Raw genomic sequence first — 14135 nt, 5'->3', positions numbered from 1 at the left:
ACCGAAAGCGAGGCACAGCAGCGTGATCACATACGACCCGATCTCCGAGAACCTCCTCCTGGACTGGTTCACCGGTCTGAACACCCCGGAGGGCTTCCGGGCGGAACTCATCGAAGGAGAGTTCCTCCTCAGGCCACTGCCGGACGGATCGCACGAGCACTGCCTCAGCCGGATCGCGAGCCGGATCCACACCGGCTCCCGCACCGCCATGGCCTTCTCCGGGAACAAGGGCCTGAAGCTGAAGAGCGCGCACGCCTGCCCGCAGGACCATGCGATCCCGGACGGCACCCTCGCCCCCAGGGACCTACGGCTCTACAGGGGAGCCGGTCCCTGGATGCCCTGTGCGGGTGTCGCCATGGTGGTGGAGGTGACCGATGCCAGACCCGAGACCGACCGCGAGACCAAGCCGCGCTGCTACGCCCGCGGCGACATTCCCCTCTACCTGCTCGTCGACCGCGAAGCCTCCGCGATCACGCTGTTCAGCGCCCCGGAAGGGGACGAGTACCACGAGCGCCGCACCCGCCCCCTGGGGAAACCGCTGCCCCTCCCCGCCCCTTTCGGATTCGACCTGGACACCGCCGACTTCCTCTGATCCCCTGTGGGGCGGGGGTGCGCGGTGACGGACGTACGGGAACAGGCTCGCTGGACCAGGGCGCGGCTCGGCCGGTGCGGTCCTCCCCTCGACCTCCTGACCGCCCGCTTCAACCGGCACGAGTACGCCCCCCACGCCCACGACGAGTTCACGGTCGGCGTCACCGTCGGCGGCCTGGAGACCATCGCCTACCGCGGCGGACGCATCGTGTCCGGACCGGGCTCGATCGTCGTCCTGGAACCCGGCGAGACGCACACCGGCGGCCCCGCCGCCCCCGACGGCTACTCCTACCGCGCCCTCTACGCCGCCCCCGCCCTCCTCACCGACGGCACCCTCGGCGGCGGCCTCCCGCACTTCCGCGAGCCCGTCCTCGACGACCCCGAACTGGCCGCCGCCCTGTGCCGTGCCCACACGGACGTGAGCTCCCGCCCGGACCCCCTGGAGGCGGAGTCCCGTATCCCCTGGCTGCTCACCGCCCTCGCCCGCCGCCACTCCACGGCCCGCGCGGACGACACGGCGGTCCCCGGCGCCGGCACCGTCGCCCTCGCCGTCCGCGACCGCCTCGCCGACGAACTCCTCGCCCCGCCCTCCCTCGCCGCCCTCGCCGCCGACTTCGGCCTCTCCCGCTACCAGCTCCTCCGCGCCTTCCGTACGGAGATGGGGATGCCCCCGTACGCCTGGCTCGCCCAGTACCGGGTGACCCGGGCCCGCGCGCTGCTGGAGGCCGGAGCACGCCCCGCCGAGGTGGCCGGACTCGTCGGCTTCGCCGACCAGGCCCACCTGACCCGCTGGTTCCGCCGCGTCCTGGGGGTGACACCGGCGGCGTACCGCAACAGTGTTCAAGACGGCGCCCGCTGACCCGGCCGACAATCACCGCATGACTGCACGCGGTTGGGCCCTGTTCTCCCTGATGGGAGTGGTCTGGGGCATCCCCTATCTGATGATCAAGGTGGCGGTGGACGAGGTGTCCCCGTCGGCGGTGGTGTTCACGCGCTGCGCGATCGGCGCCGTCCTCCTGCTCCCCTTCGCCCTGCGCCAGCCGGGTCTGGCCCGTAACGTGCGGGCGCACTGGAAACCGATGCTGGCGTTCGCGGTCATCGAGATCGTCGGCCCCTGGTACACCCTGACCGACGCCGAACGCCACCTGTCCAGCTCCACGGCGGGCCTGCTGATCGCGGGCGTGCCGATCGTCGGCGTCCTGCTGGCCCGCTTCTTCGGCACGGCGGAGTCGCTGGGCGTCCGCCGGATCACGGGCCTGGCGCTCGGTCTCGGCGGCGTCGGCGTCCTCACCGTCCCCCACCTGACCGGCGGCGACGCCCTGTCCCTGGCGGAGGTCCTGGTGACGGTGGTCGGCTATGCCACGGCCCCCCTGATCGCCGACCGCCACCTCAAGGACGTCCCGACGCTGCACCTCATCACGCCCTGCCTGGCCCTGGCCGCCCTGGTCTACGCCCCCGCGGCGGTCGCGACCCGCCCGGCTGCCCTGCCCTCGGCCGAGAGCATCGCCGCCCTGGCCGCCCTCGGCGTCGTCTGCACGGCGATCGCCTTCGTCGCCTTCCTGGAACTGATCAAGGAGGCCGGCCCCCTCCGCGCGTCGGTGATCACGTACGTCAACCCGGCGATCGCGGTGGCCGCCGGCGCGCTCTTCCTGGACGAACCCCTGACCGCCCCCGTCCTGGCCGCCTTCGCCCTGATCCTCACCGGCTCGGTCCTGGCGACGGCCGCCGCACCGAAGCCCCGCCCGCGCCCGGTACCATGGTCGGCACGGCAGACGAGCCGGGCGGGCGGCCGCGTGGAGTCCCTCACGGGACTTCCCGAGGAACGTCCGGGCTCCACAGGGCAGGGTGGTGGCTAACGGCCACCCGGGGTGACCCGCGGGACAGTGCCACAGAAAACAGACCGCCCGGCGCTCAGGCGCCGGGTAAGGGTGAAACGGTGGTGTAAGAGACCACCAGCGCCTGAGGTGACTCAGGCGGCTAGGTAAACCCCACCCGGAGCAAGGTCAAGAGGAGACGCCTCTTCGGAAGAGAAGGCGTCTCTGCGCGGACGTTCGAGGGCTGCCCGCCCGAGTCCGCGGGTAGACCGCACGAGGCCGGTGGCAACGCCGGCCCTAGATGGATGGCCGTCGCCGGCGGGCCCGCGAGGACCCGCCGGAACAGAACCCGGCGTACAGCCCGACTCGTCTGCCGCTCTCCGCGGTCCGCTCTCTGCGGTCCGCTCCCCGCTTTCCGCTCCCCGCTTTCCGCTCCCCGCTTTCCGCTCCCCGCTTTCCGCTCCCCGCTTTCCGCTCCCCGCTTTCCGCGGTCCGCTCTCCGTGATCACGGAAACTTCACGATCAGCGGCATTCCCACACTTCGGCGCCTCGGCCATCACGACGCCCTGGGAGCGAAAGGGACCCGGCGCTCGCATAGTTGGCCGAAATTAGTTAGCTCGTTCGAGTGATGGGGTCGGTGGAGCCCCACGGTCGAGGCGGTGTGACGTCGCGTCGGTGCCCGCCCTGTCCGTGTTCCCGGCCCTCCGGCCGGGCCCGCCGGTGTCATCCCGACTACCACAGAGGGACGCACGAGCGATGGGTTCCCGACGAACTCGGATTGCTGACGGACTGTGCAACAAGCGGGGCCTCCTCGTGCGTCCGGGTGATTAGCATGAGCCGTACGTGGTCGGAAGATCGCCTTCCTGTTGGCTGACCTCCTTTCCGACCTGCGGCTGCGTCGTGCCGCCGCCCCGATTCCCCTGCTCTCACGACCGAGGGACCGCTCCATGCCAGTGCCTGCCTCGCCCAGCCAGCACCGACCGGTGGGGGCGCCGCGCACCTCGTTCGCCCCACGGTCGGCCGTGCTGGTGACGAGCGCCGCCGCCGGCGGCGCGGCGGTCGCCCTGGCACCGTCCGACGCCTCCACATGGGCCCTGGCCGTGGTGGTGGCCGGCTGGGTGTGCGTGGCCGTCACCGTCCTCGTCGACCACCGGCTCGTCCACCGGGCCCGCCGCGCGGCCGCCGAGCGGGAGTCGGAGAACAGCCGCCTCAAGGCGGAAGCGGCCCGGCTGTCGGCCGAGATCTCGCACCTGGCCGGTGTGACGCTGCCCGCCGTGGCCCAGCGGCTGCGGGAGGGCGCGGGCGCGGCCGACGTGCTGGGCAGCGTGCCGCCGTCGTCCGACCCGCAACTGCAGCGGATCACGCACACCTTCGCCGCCACCGTCGAGGAGGACGTGCGGCGGGCGGTCGCCCTGGACGGCGAATACCGCAGGATGCGGGACGAAGTGGAGCAGGCGGCGGCCGAGTACGAGCGCTTCGTGAGGGAGACGCTGCCCGCCGCGGTCGCCCGGCTGCGCGACGGCCGGTCCGCCGACACCGTGCTCGCCGAAGCCGACCTGCCCCAACTGCCGGCGTTGCGCACCCCGGCCGAATCGTTCATCCGCGAACTCGCCCACAGTGAGCGGCGCGCCGCCGCGGCACAGGCCGCCTCCGCCAAGGCGCTCAGCCGCGTCCAGGCCAAGGCCGTGCGGATGCTCGCCGACCTGCGGGAGATGCAGGAGCGGCACGGCGAGGAGGTCTTCGGCGACCTGCTGAAGCTGGACCACAGCACCTCCCAGCTCGGCCTGATGACCGACCGGCTGGCGCTGCTCATGGGCGGCAGGTCCAGCCGCGCCTGGAACAAGCCGATCGTGATGGAGAGCATCCTGCGCGGCGCCGTCGGCCGCATCGCCGCCTACCAGCGGGTACGCCTGCACTGCTCCACCCGCGCCGCGGTCTCCGGCTTCGCCGCCGAGGGCGTGATGCACCTGCTCGCCGAGCTGATGGACAACGCCGCGAACTTCTCCCCGCCCATCGACGAAGTGCACGTCTACGTCGAGGACCGCAGCGCCGGCATCGTCGTCACCATCGAGGACAGTGGCCTGAAGATGGCCGACGCGGCGATGCGCCGCGCCGAGGAGGCCGTCAGCGGCCGCGTCACCGACCTCGCGTCGCTGCAGGGCACCCGGCTCGGCCTGGCCGTGGTGGGACGGCTCGCGGTGAAGTACGGCATCAGCGTCAACTACCGCCCCTCCTCCCGCGGCGGCACCGGCGTCGTCGTCCTGCTGCCCCTGGACCTGCTCGCCCAGCAGCGCGACCTGGTCCCGCACGAGACGGCCCCCCGGCCCGACGCGGTGCCCGCCGCCCTCGCGCCCGCCCCGCTGCCCGACGCCACCGTCCGTCCCGCGGCCGCGGCACTGCCCCCGGCCATCGAGCACTCCGCCGCACGGCCCGAACTGCCCGACGCCACCGTCCGTCCCGCGGCCGCGGCACTGCCCCCGGCCACCGGGCGCCCCGCCGCACGGCCCGAGCTGCCCGAACCGGGCCGGCACCGGCGTCCCGACGGCACCACGCCGAACGGTCTGCCGGTCCGCGCTCCCGGCCGCACCATGGCCGAGGCGGAACGCGAACGCGAACAGCGCCAGTCGACGTCCGCCCAGGCCGGTGACACGGCGTCGACGCGGCGCCCGGCACGCGACGCGGGCTCGCGGTTCGGCGCCTTCCACCGCGCACGGCAGTCCGGAGACGGCACCGCCGGCCCGGGTGCCCGGCCCGGGTCGCAGCCGCCTGCGGCCCCGTAGTCCCACCCCTTCCCGTACGGCGTCGGTCCCCCTTCCCGTACGGCGTCCGGGGCGACGGCGCCCCTTCCCGCTCGAGCTCGTGAGATAGGAGGAACGGGCCGGTGACCGGTCAGCCGGACACCACCGTCCCATCACCCACCATGCAGACCACCGACAACAGCCTCACCTGGCTCCTGCAGGGCCTCTTGGAACAGACCCCCGGCGCACGTCACGCCCTGGTCCTGTCCCGGGACGGCCTGAAACTCTGCTGGAGCGAGCACCTGACGCTCGACCGGGCCGACCAGCTGTCGGCGATCTGCTCCGGCATCCAGGCCCTCGCCCAAGGGGCCTCCATGGAGTTCGGCGACGGCACCGGCGGCGTCCGGCAGTCGATGACCGAGTTCCACGGCGGCCTGCTGTTCATCGTGGAGGCCGGCGAGGGGGCGCACCTCGCCGTCGTCGCCCGGGAGGACGCCGATCCCGGAGTGATCGGCCACCAGATGACGGAGCTGGTCGAGCAGCTCGGCGAGCACCTGCGGGCCGAGCCGCGGGACCAGTCCAGGGGGAGCGGCACGTCGTGATGCGCAAACCCGTCGACACGGGTGATCCGGACCGGCTCTACACCGTCACCGGCGGACGCAGCCGCGCCGACGAGTCCTTCGACCTGGTCACCCTCATCGTCAGCGAGAGCGGGCCGGTGCCGGGGATGCAGTCGGAGCACGCCCGGATCCTGGAGCTGTGCCGGCACCCCATCGCCGTCGTCGAGATCGCCGCGGAGCTCGGGCTGCCGGTCACGGTGGTGCGGATCCTGCTCGGCGACCTGCTGGACACGGGCCGCATCACCGCCCGCCATCCGCGCGCGGCGCCGTCCGTCGCCTCCCTGCCTGATTCCGCCCTACTCCAAGAGGTGCTCCATGGGCTCCGCAACCTCTGAGCTGCCCTCCCACCGCACACCGCTGAACGACACCGCGGAGACCGGTCTGAAGATCGTCGTCGTGGGCGGGTTCGGCGTCGGCAAGACGACCCTGGTCCGCTCCGTGAGCGAGATCCGGCCGCTCAACACCGAGGAGGTGATGACCCAGGCGGGCGTGGGCGTCGACGAGACCGGCGCGGTGACGTCGAAGACCACCACGACGGTCGCGTTCGACTTCGGGCGGATCAGCCTCAACGACCGCATGGTGCTGTACCTGTTCGGAGCGCCCGGCCAGGAGCGCTTCTGGTTCCTGTGGGACCGGCTGTTCTCGGGGACGCTGGGCGCCGTGGTCCTCGTGGACACGCGCCGGATGGACGACTCCTGGTACGCGATCGACCGGCTGGAGCACCACCGCACGCCCTTCGTGGTCGCCGTGAACCGGTTCGACGACGACACCGACCGGTACTCCCTGGACGAGATCCGCCAGGCGCTCGCCCTGCCCGCCCACGTGCCGATGGTCGACTGCGACGCCCGGGTCCGGCACTCCGGCAAGGACGTGCTGATCACCCTCGTGAACCACCTCCACGCCATGGCCATCGCCGAGGAGGCGACACTGTGACCGACCCAGGCGCCCCCCTCGCGCACCCGGCGCCCCCGGGGTGCCCCGCCCACTCCGGCGCGGTGAGCCTGACGGGGCTCGAGTACCAGCAGACGCCGTCGCAGCTCTACCGCGCGATGCGCCGGGAGCACGGTCCCGTCGCGCCCGTGGTGCTCGACGGCGGCATCCCGGCCTGGCTGGTGCTGGGCTACTCCGAGGTCACGTACGTGACCGGCCACGACGAGCTGTTCGCACGGGACTCGCGGCGCTGGAACCAGTGGGAGAACATCCCGCCGGACTGGCCGCTGCTGCCCTTCGTCGGGTACCAGCCGTCGGTGCTGTTCACCGAGGGCGAGGATCACCGGCGACGGGCCGGGGTGATCACCGAGGCGCTGGAGGGGGTCGACCAGTTCGAGCTGTCCCACGACTGCCTGCTGATCGCCGACGACCTCATCGCCCGGTTCGCCGGCAGCGGCCAGGCGGAGCTGATGGCCGACTACGCGCACGCCCTGCCGATGCGCACCGTGGTGCAGCTGTGCGGGATGCCCACCTCGGGCGAGGACACCCACCGGCTCGTCGACGACCTGCGGATCTCCCTGGACGCGGGCGAGGGCGACGACCCGGTGGCGGCGTACGGGCGCGTGGGCGAGCGGCTGCGGCAGCTGGTGAAGGACAAGCGGGCCGCCCCCGGCCCGGACATCACCTCCCGCATGCTGACCCACCCGGCCGGTCTGACGGACGAGGAGGTCGTCCAGGACCTGATCTCCGTGATCGCGGCGGCGCAGCAGCCGACGGCGAACTGGATCTGCAACACGCTGCGCCTGCTGCTGACGGACGAGCGGTTCGCCGTGAACGTGTCGGGCGGCCGGCTCAGCGTGGGTGAGGCGCTCAACGAGGTGCTGTGGCTGGACACGCCGACGCAGAACTTCATCGGGCGGTGGGCGGTGCGGGACGTCCAGCTGGGCGGCCGGCAGATCCGGGCCGGCGACTGCCTGGTGCTGGGGCTGGCCGCGGCCAACACCGACCCGCAGATCTGGCCGGAGGGGCACGTGGGCGCGGAGAACGCCGCGCACCTGTCGTTCAGCAACGGCGAGCACCAGTGCCCGTACCCGGCTCCGCTGCTGGCGGACGTGATGGCCCGGACGGCGGTCGAGACGCTGCTGGAACGGCTGCCCGACCTGGTGCTGGCGGTGGACCCGCAGGAACTGACCTGGCGGCCGTCGATCTGGATGCGGGGGCTGTCGGCGCTTCCGGTGCGGTTCACCCCGGTGGTGCGGTAGCACGGGTGTCCGGGCCCACGGCTATGGGCCCGGATTCCGGCGAGCGGGCGGAGGTGCGTACCGGCCGGTACGGGTCAGCCGCCCACGGGCGTGAACCGCACCGGCAGGCTCTGCGGTCCGCGGGTGAACACGCCCTGCTCGGCCGGTTCGAACCCGTCGGCGAGACGTACGTCGGGCATGGCGTCGAGGAGCTGGCCGACGCCGATCTCCACCTCCGCCTTGGCCAGCAGCGCGCCGACGCAGAAGTGCCGGCCGAGTGCGAACGCGAGGTGGTCGGCGGCGGCGGAGAAGGCGGTCGTGGTGGTGAGGTCGTCGCGGAAGACGTCGAAGCGGTCGGGGTCGCGGTAGCGGCTCTCGTCGCGGTTGGCCGCGCCTATCAGACAGGTGACGGTGGCGCCCGCGGGCACGGTGCCGCCGCTGAGCGTCACCTCCGTCGCCGACTGCCGCATGATCATGTGGACGGGCGGGGTGAACCGCAGGGTCTCGGCGAAGGCGCGCGGGATCAGCGAGCGGTCCGCGCGGACGGCGGCGAGCTGGTCGGGGTGGAGCAGCAGGTTCGCGAAGATGCCGGCGATGGCCTTGTCGGTGGTCTCGCCACCGGCGGCGAGCAGCAGGCTGCAGAACGCCTTGACGTCCTCGTCGCTCATCCGCACCCCGTCGACCTCGGCGGCGCACAGCACGGACAGCAGGTCGTCGCCCGGCTCCTCGCGGCGCTCCCGGATGATCGGCAGCATGTACTCGGCGAACTCCACCCGGGTCCGCTCACCCGCCGCCGTCACCTCGGGGTCGCCCGACAGGTTCCCGAGGAAGGCGATGACGGCCGTGTACCAGCGGTGGAAACGGGGGTGGTCGGCCTTGTCCAGGCCCAGCATGTCGGCGATGACGTTGACCGGGAAGCGGGTGGCGTAGTCGGCGACCAGGTCGGCGGAGCCGGTGTGCCGGAAGCCGTCGATCAGCTCGCGCGAGTTGCGCTCGATGACCGGCAGGAACTTCCGCTCCAGGTCGCTGCCGCGGAAGGCGGGCGCGACGAGGGCCCGGCGCACGGCGTGCTCCCGCCCGCTGAGCTGCAGGATCGTCTTCCCGTGCACGGGCTCGAGCTGCCAGGCGTAGTTGTCGGTGGTGAACTCGCCGGCCTTGTCCTTGAAGACGCGCTCGACGTCCTCGTAGCGCGAGACGATGTAGCTCTTCGTCGCCTCGTGCCAGATGAGGGGCGCGGTCTCCCGCATCACCCGGTAGGCGGGATAGGGGTCGGCCGCGAACTCGGGCGAGAGGATGTCGGGCACCTGCTGGGCGGTGGACATGGAGCTCCCTGCGATCGTGACTTCGTGTACCGCACAAGGTTATTGATCAACCATCAGGTGCGACAGAGCGTCCGGGAACCTTCCGTTCCGGAAGCGGGTATCGGCCGAAAACCGCCCCTCGCCGGTGCCGTCGGCGAGGGGAGACGTCTGCGAGTGCGAGGGCCGGGGCGTCACAACCCGGCCCTCATGCCGCGTCGCCGTGCGCAGGTCACTGATCGTCGGGTCAGAGGCGGAAGGCGGCGTGGCCGGTCAGGGGGCGCATGGTCCGGAAGTGGCGACGGTCCAGGGTCAGTACGGCATCCGTCCGGTACTCGGCTGCCATGACGACGTTCATGGTGTCCGTGAGGCCGATCTGCGGGTAGCGCCGCATTGTGACGAGCGCGGTCGACAGGTGCGGTTCGGTCTCGGGCACCGCGTACCGTCGTACGGCGACACGGTCGCGGATGTGGGCGAGCGCACCGTGCGCGGCGGGGCCGATCCTCGTGGTCAGCAAGTAGACGAGTTCGGCCAGCATCAGGGGTGTTACCACCAAGTGCGCGGCGCACGCCCCCGCGGCGCGGCACTTCCTGCGCTCCGGGTCGGTTCCGTCGTAGTAGGCGAACAGTCCGGATGTGTCGGCGATTAACACGGTCACGCCCCGAACCCCTCCAGGTACGTGCTGCGGCCCGCCGACCAGTCCACGGGCGAGACACTGTGGAACACAGGAGCCTTGTCGTCCTCACCCATGGGGTCGGTCGGGAAGGGGGAGACGGGTACCGTCTCGTCGCTCACTGGAGCGAGTATGGCGACCGGCCGTCCGTTCTTGGTCACCGTGATGCGCCCGCCATGTTCCGCGACAGCGAAGATCTTCGAGGTGTTCTGATTGAATTCACGGGCGGTCGTCTCCATGTGGTACCTCGTAGTACAGGTGTCACGTTGACCAAATGGTGTGGGCTGGCGAGTGGTTCCCCTGGTCCGGGGCGTCGGGTCAGGAGCGCTCAGGGCGTGCGGCCGTCTTCTTCACGGCTGTGGGCCGGGCCCGGCGGATGGACGCGGCACCGACGACGCGTTGAGCCAGCGCCCGCCATTCCGGTTCGTTCACGCCGTGCTCGTCGCTCGTCCAGACCAGGGTGCCGTTGAGGCCGCCACCGTCCTTTTCGGGCAGCACTCCCTGGTCGGCGTACCACTTCAGGCGCTGCCGCCACCTGGCGGCATACTCCGGATCGTCGAGCATACCGAGGTGCTCCCAGAAGACGGGGGGGCCGGAAAGCGGGGTGATGGTGAAGTCCGGCAGCACCGTGCGGCCGTCCTTCCCCTTGAACGGTTGCTCATACGCCCACGCGCCGGGAGCGAGCTGTTCGAGGAGGCCGGCGACGATCACCTCGTTCTTGCTGCGCACCATCACGCCGTTCACCGCCACATGGACGAGCCGCGCGTCGACCCGCCCGCAGTTCGCGCCGCTGGGTGTCGTCACGGTGCGCGGGTCCGGGGTGACCATGAGGTCGGTGAACCGCCGGGCGGTGTCGGATCCGGTGGCCCGGGTCAGCTCAAGGAGATCGTCGAGGGGCCCCTCATGGCAGATGATCACCTTCCTGGTCTGCCGGGTGAGCGCGGTGTACAGAAGCTCCCGCGAGGTGCTGCGGACCCCCGCGGGCAGGATCACGACGACGGTCTCGAACTCACTGCCCTGGCTCTTGTGCACGGTGAGAGCCCAGGCCAGCTCCAGGGGCACGTCTTCCTCACCGCCGGAGCGCCCGTACTTGTAGCGCTGTCCGGGCTGGGAGGAGAACTCGACTTCGGTGGTGCGAGGCGCCCATTTCATGCGCCCGCTCTTCAGCTCACCGGTGACCACACCGAGTTCGCCGTTGGCGACGTAGCCCTTCGTGTTCTTCCCCTCGGACTGGGACCACGCGGGGAGCGTCCCGTTGCGGGTGTGCACGACCTTGTCGCCTAGCACGATCTGCTCCGCGCCCAAGGGCTTGGGAACCCTGCGGTGTCGGGATCCCTTGAGCGCGTTCTCCAGGGAGGCGCCGCGGTAACGTCGCTTGAGGTGGCGGTTGAGTTCCACGGTTCCGTGCGCCGTGCCGCGCACGGGGCTGAGAATCTGCCAGCGTCCGCAGGCCGCCGGGGCGGTGAAGTAGTTCGGGTAGACCGTGTTCCCGTGTTGAGTGGTGCCCGCGCCGTACGAGGTGGCGAAGCTCAGGCCCGTGGCGTCCTCCACCACCTGGAACTCGTCCCGCAGCACGTCGTCGACCACCTGTGTCGCCGTGCGGCCGTTCCAGGGGACCGCGCGGAGCGTTGTCATGTTCTGCCCCTGGCGCAGCCGCTGCCAGATCTCATCGCTGTCGGCCCCGTGCTCGTCACCGCTGTACCAACGGGCCAGCATCAGGTCGTGGCGTACGTTTCCCAGTCCCCGTTGGCGGCGCAGCACCGTCAGCTCCGCCCAGCCCTGGGCGACCCGCGGCCACGAGCCGCTGTGGTTCTGCCGGGCGGCACGCTCCAAGTCGACGAAGGGCCGGCCCGCTCCGATGGGCGGAAGCTGGCGGGGATCGCCCACGAGGATCATCCGTTGCGGCGTCTCCAGGGCGTCCAGCAGCGCCGCGAGCATGTCCTCGGTGAGCATCGAGGCCTCGTCGACGATCACCGTGCCGTACTGCCGCTCCCGCGGCGTCCGGCCGGTGATCCGGTACCGGGCGCTGTCGGCTTCGTAGCGGTCCGACTTGCTCAGGAACTGGGCGAGGGTCTGCGCCTGATGGCCCACCTTGTCCTGCAACTGAACTCGTGCCTTGCCCGTAGGAGCGAGTAACAGCACTCCGCCCGACAACACTTCGGGGCGTTGCACCAGCGCCTTGACCAGGGTGGTCTTGCCGGTGCCCGCCGGACCGTTGAGCACGGTGAACCGGCTTTCGTACATCTCCCGCAGGGCCACGAGCTTTTCCTGCCGGGCCCGCGACTCCTCGGCACGGTCGGCGTCGGCGATCTCGTCCCCCGTGTCGAGGGCGGCGTCCAGGGTGGCCCCGAAATCCTTGGGCGCCGTGTGCCGGGCGGCGGAGCGCAGCTGGTCGACGACCTCCCGGATCGTGTGTTTGCGCCACAGGGCGGAGCGCAGTTTGTAGGCGGCTGTACCGTCGGCGATCCGCGTCCTGCACAACTGCGGCCAGGCGAGGCCGAGATCATCATCGAGGTCCTCTGCCCGCAGCTCGTGGGCTGCCAGAACCGCGTCGCTGGGGCGCAGCGGTTTGACGGAGCTGAGTCCTTCCAGACCCTCCAGCATTTCTTCGAGCGGCAGCAGCGTGTGCCCCTGGCTCTGTGCACGCAGCAGCACGGTCGCCATGGCGGCCTCGACACGCCGTTTGTCGTCGGGGTCCGTGAGCGGTTGCGAGACCGGCAGCGGGTGCCGGGCCGTCAGCTGCCGGTCGGGGAAACAGCCGCGGTCGACGGCTTCGAAGGGGATGGGGTTCGCGTCGTCGATCGTGCAGGTCACCAGTGAGTACGGGTCCGCGAGCAGCTCGGACACCGGCAGGGGCACGGTGGTCTTCTGGTGGTACACGTCGCGCACCTGGTCGGAGGTCAGGTCGAAGCGAGCCAGCAACCGCATGGCCTGACGGTCTTCCTGACCGAGTGCCTTCCATACCTTCCGGCGCGTCGGCGTGGCCAGCGACGTGACGGTGTCCGGGCCGCCGCGTCCGGCCAGTGCCCGCTCCAGCACCGGCCAGGGGTCCTCTCCCTCACCGACGGCAGCCGTCACCTCACGGGCCGCGAAGGTGGGATGCGGCACGCTCAGGAGATCCAGCACCGCAGGAAGACCGGGGGTGGTACCGCGGCGCAGCCAGGCACGGTCCAACTGCTCGTCGAGCCAGTCGAAGGAGCGCTCCGGCAGTCCGCAGCCGAGGGCGACGGCAGCTTCGGCGGCGCGCTTCAGCTCCAGGAGCGAGGCCACCGCCGTGTCCGCCGGTACGTGTTCGGTCCCGTACGAGAACTCCCAGCGTTTTTCAGGAGCTTCGGCCAGGGCGTCCGAAACGTCGGTGCCGTCGGCCGCGAGCTGTGCCAGGGCCTGCATCGGCAGCAGGATGCCTCCGGTGCCGTCTGGTCGCAGCGTGTGCCGGACCACCGTCTCCCACATGTGGTTGGGAAAGGGGACGGGACCGTCGGTCGGCCATCTGCCGGGCCGGGTGACCGATGCGACCAGCGCGGCCCCGACGAGCACGCGGCGGGGATGGTTCTCGAACGGAGCGTGCTTGAGGTAGAAGAAGACCAGGGACCGACCATCGGCGACGTCCTGGAAGAACGTGTCGATGGCCGCCTTCTGGTTGTCCCCGTGGAGCACCCAGGCAGGCGCGAAGTCCAGTGCGGAGACGGCACGGTCTTCCGCGTCCGTGCTGTAGCCGTCCACAGGTTGCTGTTCCATGACGTCATCGAGGAGGTCCCGGTTGAGCCAGCGGAACGGAATGGCGTGGACCGACCACGCGGGCAGGGGCACGGACGCACTTCGAAGAGCCTTGAGCGCCGGGTTGTGGCCGTAGGGATGGGACGTCCGCAGCACCTGGTCCCGGCTGCTCAGGAAGCCGCCCCGCTCGCCGGCGCACGGGGGCAGACCCCCCGGAAGTGCCTCGAATGCCTGGCCGACGTGGCGGACCTCGAGCTCGTCGTCGCGCCGACGCCCGATGTTCTCCAGCAGCACGCAGGAGGCGTTACCCAGCGGATCGTCACAGATCCGGCCGTCCCAGCCCCTGTCGTGCCAGGGGATCCGGACCGAAAGATGCTGCACGTACGCCACCGCGTTCCCTCCCGCACTTCTGGCAGTCACTCATCACTCTAGGGTCGGGCACTGACACCTGTCCGCGACGAGCGGGTATCCGTGCCTGGCGGAAGGACGGGTGTCCGAACGGCCCGAACGGAT

At 71.2% G+C, this 14135-nt stretch carries 11 protein-coding genes, 1 other RNA gene and 1 pseudogene; 9 read left to right on the top strand and 4 right to left on the bottom strand.

Features of this window, described 5'->3' with window-relative positions; translation table 11 throughout:
- The first annotated feature begins 25 nt into the window (after positions 1-25).
- The 9 genes and pseudogenes from KUM38_RS07970 to KUM38_RS07930 all read left to right on the top strand — a co-directional run bounded on the left by KUM38_RS07970 (position 26) and on the right by KUM38_RS07930 (position 7955).
- Positions 26-592, top strand: coding sequence for a Uma2 family endonuclease (locus KUM38_RS07970; protein WP_217128606.1), 567 nt, complete (start codon positions 26-28; stop codon positions 590-592).
- A 24-nt stretch (positions 593-616) separates the two neighbouring features.
- Positions 617-1450, top strand: coding sequence for an AraC family transcriptional regulator (locus KUM38_RS07965; protein ID WP_217128572.1), 834 nt, complete (start codon positions 617-619; stop codon positions 1448-1450).
- A 19-nt stretch (positions 1451-1469) separates the two neighbouring features.
- A pseudogene (locus tag KUM38_RS43530) lies at positions 1470-2249 on the top strand (DMT family transporter); the annotation flags it as partial.
- Positions 2250-2364: 115 nt separating this feature from the next.
- An RNA gene (gene rnpB / locus KUM38_RS07955) (RNase P RNA component class A) lies at positions 2365-2778 on the top strand.
- Between the two features lie 574 nt (positions 2779-3352).
- Positions 3353-5185 carry an ATP-binding protein gene (locus tag KUM38_RS07950; RefSeq protein WP_217128571.1) on the top strand — a complete coding sequence of 611 codons (1833 nt, stop codon included), beginning with the start codon at positions 3353-3355 and terminating at the stop codon, positions 5183-5185.
- Between the two features lie 140 nt (positions 5186-5325).
- Positions 5326-5745, top strand: a complete 420-nt coding sequence (locus KUM38_RS07945; protein WP_217128605.1) for a roadblock/LC7 domain-containing protein — start codon at positions 5326-5328, stop codon at positions 5743-5745.
- The gene (locus KUM38_RS07940; RefSeq protein WP_217128570.1) at positions 5742-6098 is read left to right on the top strand and encodes a DUF742 domain-containing protein; all 357 of its coding nucleotides are present in this window, start codon (positions 5742-5744) and stop codon (positions 6096-6098) included. Before KUM38_RS07945 ends, KUM38_RS07940 begins: the two co-directional genes overlap by 4 nt.
- Complete coding sequence (locus KUM38_RS07935; RefSeq protein ID WP_217128569.1) at positions 6079-6696, top strand: ATP/GTP-binding protein; 618 nt, start codon at positions 6079-6081, stop codon at positions 6694-6696. Before KUM38_RS07940 ends, KUM38_RS07935 begins: the two co-directional genes overlap by 20 nt.
- Positions 6693-7955 (top strand): cytochrome P450, encoded by a 1263-nt coding sequence (locus KUM38_RS07930; RefSeq protein WP_217128568.1) that lies wholly within the window; start codon positions 6693-6695, stop codon positions 7953-7955. Before KUM38_RS07935 ends, KUM38_RS07930 begins: the two co-directional genes overlap by 4 nt.
- 74 nt (positions 7956-8029) lie before the next feature.
- Here KUM38_RS07930 and KUM38_RS07925 read toward each other — a convergent pair whose 3' ends face one another.
- The 4 genes from KUM38_RS07925 to KUM38_RS43235 form a co-directional block, all read right to left on the bottom strand.
- Positions 8030-9256: a cytochrome P450 gene (locus tag KUM38_RS07925; RefSeq protein WP_217128567.1), complete on the bottom strand. Its 1227-nt coding sequence runs from the start codon at positions 9254-9256 to the stop codon at positions 8030-8032.
- 223 nt (positions 9257-9479) lie between these two features.
- On the bottom strand, positions 9480-9890 hold the full coding sequence (locus KUM38_RS07920; RefSeq protein WP_217128566.1) for a PIN domain-containing protein: 411 nt from the start codon (positions 9888-9890) through the stop codon (positions 9480-9482).
- Positions 9887-10144, bottom strand: coding sequence for a type II toxin-antitoxin system Phd/YefM family antitoxin (locus KUM38_RS07915; RefSeq protein WP_217128565.1), 258 nt, complete (start codon positions 10142-10144; stop codon positions 9887-9889). The genes KUM38_RS07920 and KUM38_RS07915 overlap by 4 nt, the downstream gene beginning before the upstream one ends.
- A 79-nt stretch (positions 10145-10223) precedes the next feature.
- Complete coding sequence (locus KUM38_RS43235; protein WP_308408922.1) at positions 10224-14003, bottom strand: AAA family ATPase; 3780 nt, start codon at positions 14001-14003, stop codon at positions 10224-10226.
- Between the last annotated feature and the right edge of the window lie 132 nt (positions 14004-14135).

The sequence above is a fragment of the Streptomyces sp. AC558_RSS880 genome (assembly GCF_019049255.1).
Classification (GTDB): domain Bacteria; phylum Actinomycetota; class Actinomycetes; order Streptomycetales; family Streptomycetaceae; genus Streptomyces.
The sequence above is the reverse complement of the archived record's forward strand: the minus strand, read 5'-3'. Positions and strand labels throughout refer to the sequence as shown.

Bases quoted from the DNA above. Each gene is read 5' to 3' on its own strand.
- KUM38_RS07950 (WP_217128571.1), top strand. From the start codon at position 3,353: ATGCCAGTGCCTGCCTCGCCCAGCCAGCACCGACCGGTGGGGGCGCCG.
- KUM38_RS07945 (WP_217128605.1), top strand. From the start codon at position 5,326: ATGCAGACCACCGACAACAGCCTCACCTGGCTCCTGCAGGGCCTCTTG.
- KUM38_RS07935 (WP_217128569.1), top strand. From the start codon at position 6,079: ATGGGCTCCGCAACCTCTGAGCTGCCCTCCCACCGCACACCGCTGAAC.
- KUM38_RS07925 (WP_217128567.1), bottom strand. From the start codon at position 9,256: ATGTCCACCGCCCAGCAGGTGCCCGACATCCTCTCGCCCGAGTTCGCG.
- KUM38_RS07915 (WP_217128565.1), bottom strand. From the start codon at position 10,144: ATGGAGACGACCGCCCGTGAATTCAATCAGAACACCTCGAAGATCTTC.